Genomic DNA, 14267 nt, shown 5'->3' on the forward strand with positions numbered 1-14267 from the left:
CATTACACTCCTATGTTTTCGAGGATATGATTTAACATTTCATAATTTTGATTTAAATCAATATGATCTAAATGCACTAAAATTTGTCCACATTTTTCACATTTTAAAGTATTTTCTTTGCTAACAAGTTCTTCGTGTATGGTTTGTGGAACTGCATGAGTACGCAAATAACAGTTGCAAATATAATCATAGGTTTTTTCAGTCTTTAAATCTTGCCTAATTGATTTTAATTTTATGTATTGCTCTAGATTATAATGAATCTCTTGAAGATGTAGAGCTTTTTTTGTGAAGTTAGCTATCCATAAATCTTCAATAGCAAAATGATCTAAAATCCAATCTTTGGTCAATGTTGAAAGTTCAAATGACATTTTAACAATATCATTTGAGTGTTCTAAAAGTTCTTTAGTCTTTTTTAATAATATTTGATGAGATTTTCTATGTTCTTCAATCAAAGGAAAATCAATGCTTTCCATAAATTTTTCTTCATCTTTGAAATGAATTTTTACATATTGGAATAACTTTGTAAGAATTTGTTTTAAATCATTTTTGTGTTGCACATCATTATCTTGAATTTTTAAAGCTAAATCGTTTGCAATTTCAGCAATTTCAAAAATTAGTTCGTGTTGTTTATCTAATTGTATGTTTTTAATGCTAAAATCTTTACTCCATTTGATTTCCATGATTTTTCCTTAAAAATTTTATATAATATATCTATATAATCGTATTTCCTTGAAAAAAACAATAATTTTGCAAATTAAATTTAAAAATTTATATAAAATATAACCAATTTGTTACATATTTATACATTTTTATATTTAGTTTTTATAGCTCAACACTTTTTAAGTATATTATGATATAATTTCTTTGCCTTTTCTTAGACCTGTGCAATGCTATTTTTAAGCACCGCTTCAGGGTGGGAACACAGCAGAGCACTTGATTTTAGTGTGTGCCGCAGTTATCTGGGGAAGGGTTTTCTTCATTTAAAATTCCCTATTTATTTTTCAATTAGACTAGCTTCTTTATAAAGTAAAAATTATGTATATTTGTAACAATAAATTAAAAATTTATTTAAAAATTATAATTTTAAGATTTATTAAAATATTAGTTAACTAGAATTTAAGCATTGTAAATTACATTACCAATATCAAAGGATAAACAATGGATAGAAAGAAAATTCCCTTGTTGGTGCTGTGTATTTTAATTGCAGCTGTGTTTTGGCTTATACCTACTCCTGTAGGTTTGGAAGATAATTCTTGGCATTTTCTTGGGCTTTTTATTGCTGTGATTATGGCAGTGATTTTACAAGTAATGCCTTTGGGGGCTGTTTGTATGGTAGCTATTGCCATAGTAGCTCTTAGCGGCATTACCACTACCCAAAGTTCTGTGCGTGCTACACATATAAAAACTCTTGAGGGAATTGTTTTAAGAGATAATTCTAATATCTATAAAACAACTATGGATGAGGCAGTTGAAGCCACTATTTTGCAGGCTTTAATCAATGCTAATATAAGTAGAAATTTAAAAGCAAAAGTTAATGAAATTTTAAAATCAAGCACAGATATAAATTACCAGATTGAAAATCTAAGTAAAATTTACACCAAGGCTACTTCAAAAACTTCTACGCAACAACTTATTGATGAGACTAAAATTTCAGCTTTAAATACTTTAGCACTTGATTTTTTATCTCAAAAGAGTATAGATGAAAAGGTAAATACTGCTATATCAAATTTAAAATCTAAAACAGGTATAAAAGATGCTTTAAGTGGTTTTTCAAATTCTCTTATTTGGCTTATAGTGATTTCTATTATTGTGGCTCGTGGAGTTATTAAAACAGGACTTGGAGAGCGTTTGGCTTATCATTTTATCAGTATTTTTGGTAAAAAAACCTTAGGTATTGCTTATTCTATAGCTTTTTGTGAAACCATTTTAGCTCCAGTTACTCCTTCAAATACTGCAAGAGCAGGGGCTATCATAAATCCTATAGTTCAAGCTATTGCAAGAAGTTTTAAATCCACTCCTGAAGATGGAACGCAAAATAAAATAGGCACTTATCTTTCTTTGGTAAATTATCAAGCTAATCCTATTTCATCAGCTATGTTTATTACAGCTACAGCTCCAAATCCTTTGGTGGTTGATCTTATAGCACAAGCTACAAATTTAGAAGTGCATTTAACTTGGGGGCAATGGGCTTTAGGAATGTTTTTACCTGGTATAGCTGCTATGCTTTTGATGCCTTTGGTGCTTTATTTTCTCTCTCCACCAGAAATTAAATCCACGCCTAATGCTTCCACTTTTGCTAAAGATAAATTGAAAGAACTTGGAAAAATGAAAAATAGTGAAAAAATCATGCTCAGTGTTTTTGTCTTGCTTTTGCTTTTATGGGCTGGGACTTTTGGTTTGCTTTTTGGAATTTCTCTTGATGCGACTAGTGTGGCTTTGCTTGGGTTGTCTTTGGTGTTGATTAGTGGAGTTTTAACTTTTGGGGAAGTTTTGGCTGAAAAAGCTGCTTGGAATACTTTAGTATGGTTTTCAGCTCTTGTAATGATGGCAACTTTGCTTGGCAAACTTGGTGTTACTCAGTTTTTAGCTGAAGCTTTAGGTGAATTTGCTTCTGCTATGGGACTTGGGGAAATTTCTATTATGATATTTTTAAGCCTTGCTTTTTTATATACGCACTATTTCTTTGCTTCTACTACAGCTCATATATCAGCAATGTTTTTTGTTTTTTATAGCGCAGGGCTTGCCTTAGGAACACCACCACTTCTTTATGCTTTTATTATGATAGCTTCAGGTAATGTTATGATGGCATTAACTCACTATGCAACAGGAACAGCTCCTGTTATTTTTGGAACAGGCTATGTAACTCTTAAAAAATGGTGGAGTATAGGTTTTGTGATTTCCATAGTTGATATAGTAGTGATGATAGCTGTTGGACTTATTTGGTGGAAAATTTTAGGATTTTATTAATAATTTCTAGGAATTAATTCCTAGAAATTATTCTATAAAACCGCTTGCTATGACTTTATCATAATCATAAAAGACTGCCATTTGTCCGCTAGCAAGTCCATAAACAGGATTTTTTAGAGTGATTTTTGCACTTTTATCTTCATAAATTTCTACCTTGCAAGGTGTAGATTTTGAACGATAGCGGATTTTTACTTCGCAATCAAGCTCTTTAGCATCTATAAAAAGATTGATATTTTTTAGCTTAAATTCACTGATTTTAAGTTCTTCTTTGGTTCCTACGATGATTTGATTTTGCTTAGGATTGATTTTTAAAACAAAATGTGGTTCATGTGCCCCACGCACTTCAAAGCCTCTTCTTTTGCCTATAGTATAGTGCATATAGCCCTCATGTTTGCCTACTACTTTTCCGCTGCTATCTAATACTTCTCCAGGAATTTTTGTATCCATAAACTGATCTAAAACTTGCACATAAGTATCTTCAACAAAGCAAATTTCAGAACTTTCCTTTTGAGTGGCAAAAGATTTTAAAACCTCTATAGTGGAAGCAAATTTTTTCACATCTTCTTTTTTCATTTCGCCTAGCGGAAAAATAAGATATTTTAAAGCTTCTTTATCTGCACTGGCTAAAAAATAGCTTTGATCCTTGCTTTCATCTACTGCGGTTTTTATTAAGTTGTTTTCAAGTCTTGCATAATGCCCCGTGGCAAGTTTTTCACAACCTAAACTTTTAGCAAATTCTAAAAGTTTTCCAAGTTTGATAAAACGGTTACATAAAGCGCAAGGATTTGGTGTTTTACCCTCTTTATAAGTATCTACAAAAGGCATATAAACTTTGTTTTTAAAATCTTCTTGTAAGTCTAAAATATGATAAGGAATTTGTAAAAAATTTGCAACTTTTTCTACTTTTTTGATATTTTCTTCGTGGTAATTTGGTTTGCCATGAAGCTTCATATAACAACCTATAACTTCATGACCTAAATTTTTAAGTTTATAAGCAGTGACTGTACTATCAACTCCACCGCTCATAGCGACTAGAATTTTCATTAAATTTCCTTTAAAGTATTAATTATAAAATTCAAGTCGTCAGTGATTTTATACTTTAACTCATCTCCTTTAGAAATCACTTCAAGTTTGAGCAAAGAATTTCTGACGAACTCATCAAAACCTCGCCAAAATTCACCCCCAAACAAAATAATAGGAACATCTTTTTTAAATTCTAGTTGTTTTAATGTAAGAATTTCACACAATTCATCAAGTGTTCCAAAGCCGCCTGGGAAGATCACAAAAGCTAGACTCTTTTCAATAAGAGCCATTTTGCGTATGGCTAAGCTCTCAAAAGTAATATTATATTCTACAAAATCATTAAGTTTTTGCTCGTGAGGTAAAAATATATTAAACCCTACAGAACTCATTGAATTTGTATTATTTTTTTGTGAAAAAGCACCTTCGTTGGCTGCACGCATAATACCTCCTCCTCCACCGCTTATCACACAAAAACCATTTTGAGCACATTTTTGTGCCAAAATTTTAGCCTGCTGATAATAAAAATTATCTTCTTTAAGTCTTGCTGAACCAAAAAAAGTAACAGCCTTTTCTAGTTCGGGTATATTTTCAAATTTTTCAACATCTTTTATGATTTTTGTATCCATCAAATACCTTTTTTAGCAAAACTATAAAAAATGATTATAGCTAATTTTTTTAAATTTATAGAGTAATTTTATCTTAATTGCTCTAATCTTTCTTTTTTAGATCCGATTTCTGTGATTTGAACACCAAAGTTACCATCGACAATTACTACTTCACCATAAGCAATTCTTTTATCTCCGATTAAAATTTCAAGCGGATCATTTGCAAGTTGATTAAGCTCTACAACTGAACCTATATCCATAGTTAAAACATCTTTTAAAAGCATTTTTTTATTGCCTATACGCACACGAACAGGTAAGCGTACATCCATGATAAGATTGATATTTTTAAGTTCTTCGCTAAGCATGATTGTTTTTTCTTCAGTATTGTGATTAGAATCAGTGCTTACATTTCCTGTTTCAGCAGGTTTCCCGCTTAGGATGTTATGGAGTGTTTGATCCATGGCTAAAGAAACTTGTTCTTCTAAATCGCCTATTTTTACATCATATAAAAATAATTTTTTAAAATCTTTAAAATCTACGCTTTCAGGCACAAATTCACAAGATTCTATACTAAAATCCATTTTTGGAATGTCTTTTTGGGCTCCTAAGGTTGTAGAAAATGCTGAAACGATGTTTTGGATAGCTTCTTTAGCTGCATCCATTTCATCAGGACCTAGTTTATCGTTTTTGGTGATCTCTTCTTCACCCATCATCCATTCACCAATAGCACTCATTAAAACAGCACCAGCTAAAATTCCTATTTTTCCACCATTTGCTATATCAAATATAGCATACACTAAAGGTGCTTTTAAAGTATCACTTGCATTGACATCAAATTCTTTATATTCGCTAAATTCAGCACTTTTTCCTGTTAAACCTTCAATGGTGCTGATGCATTCATTTGTAAACATTTTTAAAAAATCATTGATCATATTTCTTCATCCTCCTCTTCAGGCTCATCATAAACACTAGCTTTAGCTTTACGTTCTTCTTCGTATTTTTCCAAAATTTCTTTGATTTCATCTTTATCTGTGCGTATGAGTTCTAAAATTTTAATAGATTTTCTAAAACGATGCAATCCAATTTGTGCTAAGAAAACATCTTTTTTATCGATGCTTACTATAGCTTTATCATCTGCTTCTCTATCAAGCCTTAAAATATCGCCTTGTTTAAGTTCTAAAAATTCATGAACATTAATTAAGGTTTTTCCTAAAATTGCCTCATATACCACTTCAGCACGACCGATTAAAGTTTTAAGTTCTTTGTTACGTGATTTTTTGGCTGAGGTTTCACCCATCATAATATCGCGGTTTGCCAAACGGCTTAATATACTTTCTAAATGCACTACAGGATAGCAGATATTTACCATTCCGCTTGAATTTCCTATGATGATTTCCATTACCACCATGATAACAATCTCATTTTGAGATACGATTTGTACAACATTTGGACTTGATTCTTTAGCTTCAATACTAGGATAAATTTCAGTTACAGTAGCCCAGCTTTCTTTAAGTCTTTGCATAATGATACGCAAAATAGAATCAAGCAAATTAAGCTCAATATCCGTAAGCTCACGCGAAGCTTCATAGCTATCACCTTGACCACCTAAAAGCCTGTCTATCATAGGAAAAGCTATGCTTGGATTGATTTCTAAAACACAGTTTCCATCTAAGGGTTTGATAGAAAAAACGTTAAAGCTTGTTGGACTTGGTAAAGACATTAAAAATTCTCCATAAGTCATTTGATCGACTGAATGAAGTTTAGTTTCAACAATACTTCTCATCATCGATGAAATTTGAGAGGCTAAATTTCTTGCTAATTTATCATGTATGCCTTTGATTGTCCTAAGTTGTTCTTTTGAAACTCTGTTGGGACGCTTAAAATCATATACAACGATATTTCTTTCATCTTTTTCATCTTTTGAATTTGAGGCTATGGGTGTGTCGGTGTTATCATCGACAACTTCAAGCAGGGCATCAATTTCTTCTTGGGAAAGTATCTCAGCCATTACACTAGCCTTTCTCTAAGTTTTTTAAGGAGTTTTTTGTGAATTTGTGAAATTCTGCTTTCACTGATTTGTAAAATTTCACTGATTTCTTTTAGGCTTAATTCTTCATAATAATAAAGCTGAATAATTAACTGATCGCGCTCTTTAAGATCATCTAGCACTTTGTGAATTTTTTCTAAAAGTTCTTCTTTTTCAATTTTTTCTAAAGTATTGTCTTCGTTATAAAGTTCGATTTGCTCATCGATGGGCAGGGTATAGCTAATAGCATGAGCTGTTCTTACCTCTTTGATTTTTTCTACATCTAAATCAAGTTTTTTGGCTAGATACTCATCATCAGGTTCGCATTCATTCTCAAGGAAATATTCATCCATGATTGCATCAATATCTTTAATAATTTTGCGATTATTGCGACTCATTACATCAAGACTTCTAAGATAATCAAGCATAGAGCCATTAACTCTTTTTCTTGCAAAACCCCAGAAGTTATCATTTTGTTCTTTATCGTAACGGCGTGAAAGCTTTATCATTTCTTCAACGCCTATGCTAATAAGATCATTAACATCTATGCTTGAAGGCAAGCGTTCTTTTAGTCTAAAAGCCATAGCACGTAGGGCTGGCATGTAAGAAAGCACAAGCTCATCTTGCTCTTTCTTTAGCATTTGTGCATAAGCTTTAGGCGGCTCTTTTAGCATTTCTTCGTCTTTCTTTGGATTCATTTTTCTTTAGCTCTTCTCTTTCTTCATTGAGCTTTTCTAAAATTATATCCATTTTCTTTTCACGAATAACTAAATCGTTGATAATATTATTGCTAGTTTTTTCATAATCGTGTTTATTAAAGATTCTGCCACTAATTTTCTTTACATCTATAAAATTCATAATAGCAATATGAACAAAAACATAAAACATAAAAGTAATAAAACAAGTAAAAATCAGTATATCAAAGGCTTCATCTATACTAATAATGCTAAATGCAAGTCCTATAAAAAATCCACAAACAGTGAAAAATGCTACGTAATTTTCTGGCCTCATAATCTCTTCTCTTTATTGCTAAAATCTTTCAATAATTTTTCTAAAAAAACTTGAAAAACTACGATTTGAAACATTATCAAGCACTTTCCGTTCCAATCTATATAAAAGCTTGGAAGCTAGGGCTTTAAGCTCATCACTTGAGGCTGTGTTTTCATCGCTAAATAAAGTTCTTTTTTTAATACTACCACTTACATCTTTAGAAGCGCTTAAATGACCTAAGAATTCTAAATTTAAAGGATTTTTAATGTTTGCATCTGCAACTTTTTTAATATTTTCAAAAACTTTTAAAGCTTCATTTTCATTTTTTACAACATTAAAGAGCATTAGTAAATTTTCTTTTGTCTTAGAAGTTGTTTTTATGGTTGCATACGCATCAGTGATTGCTGCAGGATCAGGAACAGTTACTACTATAACTTCATCAGCCATTTCTAAAAAATTTAAAATATTTCCACCAATACCCGCGCCTGTGTCGATAATAAGAAAATCAAGCTCATCTAAAATACTTGCTTGATTTAAAAATCTCTCGTAAATATTTTTATCATTATATTTTAAAATCTCATCTCCACTTTCGCCTGGGATGAGCCATAAATTTGGCTTAACTTCTATTAAAATATCTTCCAAGGAGCATTCTCCACGTAAAACATGCAAGAGATTTTTTTGTATGCGTACATTTAAAATGACATCCAAATTTGCCAAGCCAATATCAGCATCAAAAAGCCCAACTTTATAGCCATTATTTGCTAAAACATTGGCTAGATTTGCGCTAATCGTACTTTTTCCAACGCCACCTTTTCCACTTGTAATAGCTATAAAATGAGTGTTTTGGGATTTTTTGGTTCCATTTTGACTCATGAGATTGCGAAGTTTATTTGCTTGGTTATTCATTATTTTTTCCTTTATTAAACCCTTCTAAAATACAATGAACTAGAAAATCACTATTGGCTACTTCTAAATCATCTGGCACTTCTTGTCCTGTAGAGAAAAAGCTTAGAGGAATATTCGTTTCATAAATAAGAGAGAAGATATTTCCAAAAACCTTTGTTTCATCAAATTTAGTAATAATCAAAGTATCAATATTTAAGAATGAAAAATTTTTATAAATTTCCATTAAATCTTCATGTTTGGTGTTTGCAGAAACCACTAAATTTACATCAATTTCTGCATTTGAGTGCATTAAAAATTCTTTAGTTTTAGAAAGTTTACTTTGATCGTATTGTGAATTTCCTATAGTATCAACCAAAATTACTTCGCAATTATTTAAGCTTTTTATCGCTTCATCTAAATCCTTTGGTTCTATGCTATCAATAATAGGAAGTTTCATCATTTTTGCATACTGAAAAAGTTGCTCAACCGCACCGATTCTATAAGTATCAAGCGTAATAATACCTGTTTTATAACGCTTATCTCCATAAGCATAGCGAAAAGCTAACTTAGCTAAGGTTGTTGTTTTTCCGACTCCTGTTGGGCCTACTAGCATCATGATTTTTTGTTTTTTTATATCGCTTTCAACACGACAAGGCAAGATATTTCTTAAAAGTGAGTGAAAATATCTTTGAACCGCATCTTTGTTGGTTTTCATAGCAGCTGGCATATTTTCTATAGTTGCCTTCATAATCGCTTCTAGATGATTTTCAAGCATTCCACTTTCTTTGGCTTGTTTATAAATACTTGCAAATTCAGGAGGTATCATAAGATTTTTTCTAGCTTCGGCTTTATCGTCCCACATCATATCTGCAAGAAGATCTATTTTATCGTTAAGCTTGTTGATTTGTTTTTCAAATTGCTTTTCAAAATTTTCTATTTTTTTATTATAATTTAGATTAGGGGTGTAATTTTCTAAAGGTGTGTTTGTGACTTTAGAAATTTCATTACTAACTTCACTTAGCTTTTCTTTAAAATCATCAAAGTCTAGAGTCTTATTTTGATGAGGGTTGATTTTGTTTTGTGGAAAATCTTGATAGGTTTTTTTAGTTAAGTCATTGTTTTTTACAGTGTTTAAATTTCTATTTAAGCGAGTATTTGAGAAATCCAAGACTACATCTTCATCTTCTTGAGGGATTTGAGATCTAATTTTTTCTTCTGCAAGAGAGGTAGAAGATGGTTTTGGCGAGCTTTTTTTTGCAGGTAAAGATTTCCCTTGTTTTTTTAAGTGTTCTTCATAGTCGCTTTCTTCTATGGCTACCATAACCTCATAAAGTGCATTGCGATTTAAGGTTTTAGGACGAATTTGTTTATTTGTTATAATTAAAGCTTTATCTCCGTAATCTTCTTTTACTTTGGGTATAATTTGTTCTGTATCTTCAACAGTAAAAGTATGTATAAGTTGTCCCATATTATATTCCTTATATCATGCCTAAAGGCAAAATTACACTCACTCTTTCTTTAGCCCCTTTATGAGGCACCTCACACCACTTATCACGCTTGACTTTTTGTGAAAAGTATAAAAGATCTAAATCAAGCGTTCTAGGAGCGTTTTTGAAAGTTCTCTTGCGTTTAAATTTTACTTCATAATAAAGTAAAACTTTCAAAAGTGCTCGTGCATGCAAATTAGTTTGTATCAACATAACAGCATTGGTAAAATCTTTTTGCTCTTTAAAACCAAAGGCTTCATTTATCAACATAGGAGATGTGGATAAAATTTTAAATCTTTTATCATCCATCATTACTCGAAAAAGCATATCAAATCTTTTTTTTTCAGGTTCTATATTGCTTCCTAAGCCTATAAGGGCTAAATATTTAAAAGATCGTATATTTTGACTAAAAAAAGGAAAAAAACGACTTTTTTCAAAGTGTTTTACTCCTTGAATTTTTAGCATTATTATTTATTCGTTTGTTGTGCTTGTTGCATCGCGCGCAAATTTTTTATTTGTTCGCAAATTTGAATTACGCCCATTAAAGCCAAGTGATAGCCAAAAGGACCAAAACCAACAATAGTTCCAGAACATACAGGTGCTATAAGACTTTTTTGACGAAATTCTTCTCTACGATAAACATTGCTAATATGCACTTCAATTGTAGGCAAAGCTACTGCTGCAATAGCATCGCGAATAGCTACTGAAGTATGAGTATAACCTGCTGCATTGATAATAATTCCATCAACTGTTCCAAGGCATTCTTGAATTTTATCTACGATTTCACCTTCAAAATTACTTTGGAAAAAGTCAAGTTCTACATTGTTTTGCGATGCTGCAAGTTTCATTTGCTCATGAATTTCTTCCATTTTCATAGCACCATAAATTCCCACTTCTCTTACGCCAAGCATATTAACATTTGGGCCTTGGATAATCATTATTTTCATGGATTTAACCTTAAAAATTTATTTTTAACCTTTTATTATAACATTTTAAAAATAAATTTTTGCTACAATGTAATTTTTGAAAGGAAAATCGTGTTTATAGCTGCTGCAAGATATCTTTTTTTATGCGATGAAGATTTTACAATACTAGAAAATCAAGCTTTTGTTTTTGAAGATAAAATTTTAGAATTGGGTGAATTGGATAATTTAAGAAAAAAATATCCCAAGGCTAAAATCATCAAAACACCTAAAAATTCGGTTATTTTACCTGCTTTTATAAATCCTCACACACACTTAGAATTTAGTGCAAATTCAACAACTTTACATTTTGGAGAATTTTTAATTTGGCTTAAAAGTGTTATAAATTCTCGTTCTATGTTAAATGCACAGGCCAAAGAAGAATTAATACTTCAAAGCATTAAAAAAATGCAAAAAAGCGGTATAGGCACTATAGGTGAAATTTCAAGTTTTGGGAGTGATTTAGATCCTTGTTTAAAGGCTAGTCAAAAGGGTATGCGTATAGTATTTTTTAATGAAATTTTGGGTACAAATGAAAATCAAGTTGAAGATAAAAAACAAGAATTTTTAAAAAGATTTGAAAATTCTTTGAAATTTAAAAATGATTTTTTTATTCCAGCAATTTCGATTCATTCTCCTTATTCAACTCATCCTAGTTTGGCTTATTTTGCTCTTGATTTAGCTAAAAAGCAAAATTTACTAGTTAGTACGCATTTTTTAGAAAGTAAGACTGAAAATATCTGGCTTAGAGAGTCTAAAGGGGGTTTTAAAAAATGGCTTGAAAATTTTACACTTCACCCTAAGCCTCTTTATACAGCAAAGGATTTTGCTAAACTCTTTAAAGGAGTAAGGACTCTTTTTACACATTGTGTTTATCTAAAAGAATATGAATGGTTAGATAAGAATTTACATTCTATTACACATTGCGCATTTTCAAATCGCCTTTTAAGTCAAAAAAGCTTAGATTTAAAAACAGCTTTAAAAAGTGGATTGAATATCCATTTAGGAACCGATGGACTTAGCTCAAATATTTCATTGTCCTTACTTGATGAAATGCGCGCGAATTTGCTTATACATAAGAATTTTGATTTATTGGAGTTAGCTTCTAAGCTTTTGCAAATGGTAACACTTTATCCTGCAAGGGCTTTAAATTTAAATTTAGGAGAGCTTAAAAAAGGTAAAATTGCTGATTTTAGCGTATTTGAGCTAGGAGAATGTGATAAAAAGCAAGCTCCTTTGCAGTTTATTTTAAATGCTAAGGAAGTGGATAAATTATTTATAAAAGGAAAAGAATGCAAATTTTAAAATCATTTTTTAAGGCTTTAGGGTGTGGAATAAAATTTATCAATACTTATTTTAAAACCTTTGTTTTATTATTGATTGTTATATGGATTTTAATGTCTAGTGCAAATTCAAGCTCCAATCTTGCAAATTTAGAACGCATTGATTTAAAGGGTGAAATTTTTGATAGCTCTGCAGTTTTGGAAAAAATTATCAACGCTAAAAATGATAGCAATATCAAAGGAGTGCTTTTTGTTGTAGACTCTCCTGGTGGAGCTTTTGCTCCTAGTATGGAACTAGCTCTAGCTATAAAGGATTTAAAAATTAAAAAGCCTGTGCTTGTCTATGCAAGCGGAACTATGGCAAGTGGAAGTTATTTAGCAGGAGTTGGAGCAAATAAAATTTTAGCCAATCCGGCAAGTTTTATAGGCTCTATCGGTGTGATTATGCAAGGAGCTGATTTAAGTGGATTGGCTAATAAACTCGGTATTAAAGAACAAACTATTCAAGCAGGTGAATTTAAAAGTGCTGGAACTTTTGCAAGAGCTTGGAATGAGAATGAAAGAAATTTTTTACAGGGTTTAATTGATCAAAGTTATGATCTTTTTACAGGTTTTGTTGCTAAGGAAAGAGCATTAGATCTTAACAAAAAAGATCAATGGGCAAATGCAAGAGTGTTTTTAGCTGCCAAGGCTAAGGAGCTTGGTCTTATAGATGAGCTTAGTAATTATGAAAATGCTAAAAAGGAGCTTGAAAAACTTGCTAATGTTTCAAATCCCGTTTGGAAAGAAGAAAATAAGATTGATAAATTTCTTAACCGCCTAGAAGGACAAGCATCAAACTTGATAAGTAAAAGCTTAATCGAAATCGCTTATAAGACTAATAGCAGTTTTATAAACGCTAGATAAAATATATAAATATTTTTATTTAATTTTTGTAATATTTTTATGCAATAATTATTTATATTTTAGATAAGGAGTAAAATAATGAAAAAAAATATTGTTTTTTTTGAAGTTAAAGGTGGGAGTGATAAAGGTGAAGATGGTTATAGAAAAGATACTATACCTATGGTAAATGCCTTAAAAGCTAAGGGTTGGAATGCTGAGGTGATTTTTTTTGAAGTGAGTAAAAAAGATGAAATTTACAAATATGTGAAAGAAAATTTTGATGGTTATGTTTCTCGCATCAATCCTGGCAATCTTAAAGAAGAAAATGAGTATTTTGATATGTTAAGAAAACTTTGTGCTGATAAGCTTGTAGGTATGCCTCATCCTGATGCTATGATAGGTTATGGTGCTAAAGATGCACTTACAAAATTAGCAGATACTGATCTTGTTCCAAGCGATACTTATGCTTACTATGATATTAAGACTTTTAAAGAAAATTTTCCAAAAAGTTTGGCTAAAGGTGAAAGGGTTTTAAAGCAAAATCGTGGCTCTACAGGAGAGGGAATTTGGCGTGTGAGTGTAGAGGGTAGCGTTAGTGGAGATAGTTTGCCTTTAAACACAAAAATCAAGTGTACGGAAGCTAAGGATAATCATGTAGAACATAGAGAGCTTGGGGAATTTATGGATTTTTGTGAGCAATATATCATAGGTGATAATGGTATGCTTGTGGATATGACTTTTTTACCGCGCATTAAAGAAGGTGAAATCAGACTTTTAATGCTTTATAACACTCCTGTAAATGTAGTACATAAAAAACCAGCCGAAGATGCCGATGCTTTTTCTGCTACGCTTTTTAGTGGGGCAAAATATCGTTATGATAAGCCAGAAGATTGGAAAACTTTGGTGGATATGTTTTTAGGCGAGCTTCCTAAGGTAAGGGAAAGATTAGGCAATTACGACTTACCATTGATTTGGACGGCTGATTTTATTTTAGATACTGATGAAAAGGGCAATGATAAATATGTTTTAGGCGAGATTAATTGTTCTTGTGTAGGCTTTACTTCTCATTTAGAGCTTGCTGATGAAGTGGCTTCAAATATTATTAATATTGTAAGTAAAACTAAGGCTTAGTTTTTAAGTTTAATGTCCATTTT

The 14267-nt window shown here is 31.2% G+C and carries 15 protein-coding genes and 1 other RNA gene; 5 read left to right on the forward strand and 11 right to left on the reverse strand.

Features of this window, described 5'->3' with window-relative positions; genetic code table 11:
• Positions 1-2: 2 nt before the first annotated feature.
• A complete protein-coding gene (locus AJN70_RS03600) occupies positions 3-680 on the reverse strand; it encodes a hemerythrin family protein (protein ID WP_002860894.1) in 678 nt (225 codons plus the stop codon).
• Between the two features lie 191 nt (positions 681-871).
• Between AJN70_RS03600 and ffs the strand changes: the two genes are divergently transcribed.
• Both ffs and AJN70_RS03610 read left to right on the forward strand, forming a co-directional pair.
• Positions 872-969: signal recognition particle sRNA small type (gene ffs, locus AJN70_RS03605), an RNA gene on the forward strand.
• A gap of 189 nt (positions 970-1158) precedes the next feature.
• Positions 1159-2967 carry a DASS family sodium-coupled anion symporter gene (locus AJN70_RS03610; protein WP_070295503.1) on the forward strand — a complete coding sequence of 603 codons (1809 nt, stop codon included), beginning with the start codon at positions 1159-1161 and terminating at the stop codon, positions 2965-2967.
• 27 nt (positions 2968-2994) lie between these two features.
• Here the strand turns inward: AJN70_RS03610 and mnmA are convergent, their stop codons facing one another.
• From mnmA to aroQ, 10 genes are all read right to left on the reverse strand, one after another.
• A complete protein-coding gene (gene mnmA / locus AJN70_RS03615; RefSeq protein WP_002860896.1) occupies positions 2995-4011 on the reverse strand; it encodes a tRNA 2-thiouridine(34) synthase MnmA in 1017 nt (338 codons plus the stop codon).
• Positions 4011-4616 (reverse strand): TIGR00730 family Rossman fold protein, encoded by a 606-nt coding sequence (locus AJN70_RS03620; protein WP_044779358.1) that lies wholly within the window; start codon positions 4614-4616, stop codon positions 4011-4013. Before AJN70_RS03620 ends, mnmA begins: the two co-directional genes overlap by 1 nt.
• 68 nt (positions 4617-4684) lie before the next feature.
• Positions 4685-5527 (reverse strand): flagellar motor switch protein FliY, encoded by an 843-nt coding sequence (gene fliY, locus AJN70_RS03625; protein WP_070210676.1) that lies wholly within the window; start codon positions 5525-5527, stop codon positions 4685-4687.
• Entirely contained in the window at positions 5524-6603 is a 1080-nt protein-coding gene (gene fliM / locus AJN70_RS03630) for a flagellar motor switch protein FliM (protein ID WP_002851710.1), read from the reverse strand. Before fliM ends, fliY begins: the two co-directional genes overlap by 4 nt.
• Positions 6603-7295, reverse strand: a complete 693-nt coding sequence (locus tag AJN70_RS03635; RefSeq protein ID WP_032603269.1) for an RNA polymerase sigma factor FliA — start codon at positions 7293-7295, stop codon at positions 6603-6605. The genes fliM and AJN70_RS03635 overlap by 1 nt, the downstream gene beginning before the upstream one ends.
• Positions 7276-7632 carry a hypothetical protein gene (locus AJN70_RS03640; protein ID WP_002854547.1) on the reverse strand — a complete coding sequence of 119 codons (357 nt, stop codon included), beginning with the start codon at positions 7630-7632 and terminating at the stop codon, positions 7276-7278. Before AJN70_RS03640 ends, AJN70_RS03635 begins: the two co-directional genes overlap by 20 nt.
• Before the next feature lie 18 nt (positions 7633-7650).
• Positions 7651-8517 carry a flagella biosynthesis ATPase FlhG gene (flhG, locus tag AJN70_RS03645; RefSeq protein WP_002854691.1) on the reverse strand — a complete coding sequence of 289 codons (867 nt, stop codon included), beginning with the start codon at positions 8515-8517 and terminating at the stop codon, positions 7651-7653.
• Positions 8510-9964, reverse strand: coding sequence for a flagellar biosynthesis protein FlhF (gene flhF / locus AJN70_RS03650; RefSeq protein ID WP_044779360.1), 1455 nt, complete (start codon positions 9962-9964; stop codon positions 8510-8512). Before flhF ends, flhG begins: the two co-directional genes overlap by 8 nt.
• A gap of 10 nt (positions 9965-9974) precedes the next feature.
• Positions 9975-10448, reverse strand: coding sequence for a 2-amino-4-hydroxy-6-hydroxymethyldihydropteridine diphosphokinase (gene folK, locus AJN70_RS03655; RefSeq protein ID WP_002851803.1), 474 nt, complete (start codon positions 10446-10448; stop codon positions 9975-9977).
• Positions 10449-10450: 2 nt separating this feature from the next.
• Positions 10451-10930, reverse strand: a complete 480-nt coding sequence (gene aroQ, locus AJN70_RS03660; RefSeq protein WP_044779361.1) for a type II 3-dehydroquinate dehydratase — start codon at positions 10928-10930, stop codon at positions 10451-10453.
• 90 nt (positions 10931-11020) lie between these two features.
• On the opposite strand from aroQ, the gene AJN70_RS03665 reads away from it, so the two are divergent.
• From AJN70_RS03665 to AJN70_RS03675, 3 genes are all read left to right on the forward strand, one after another.
• Positions 11021-12250: a metal-dependent hydrolase gene (locus AJN70_RS03665; RefSeq protein ID WP_070276106.1), complete on the forward strand. Its 1230-nt coding sequence runs from the start codon at positions 11021-11023 to the stop codon at positions 12248-12250.
• Entirely contained in the window at positions 12238-13134 is an 897-nt protein-coding gene (gene sppA, locus AJN70_RS03670) for a signal peptide peptidase SppA (protein WP_044779363.1), read from the forward strand. The genes AJN70_RS03665 and sppA overlap by 13 nt, the downstream gene beginning before the upstream one ends.
• Positions 13135-13212: 78 nt before the next feature.
• Entirely contained in the window at positions 13213-14244 is a 1032-nt protein-coding gene (locus AJN70_RS03675; RefSeq protein ID WP_002933934.1) for a Cj0069 family protein, read from the forward strand.
• The last annotated feature ends 23 nt before the right edge of the window (positions 14245-14267 follow it).

The sequence above is a fragment of the Campylobacter sp. BCW_4341 genome (genome assembly GCF_001764255.1).
In the GTDB taxonomy this organism is placed as follows: domain Bacteria; phylum Campylobacterota; class Campylobacteria; order Campylobacterales; family Campylobacteraceae; genus Campylobacter_D; species Campylobacter_D jejuni.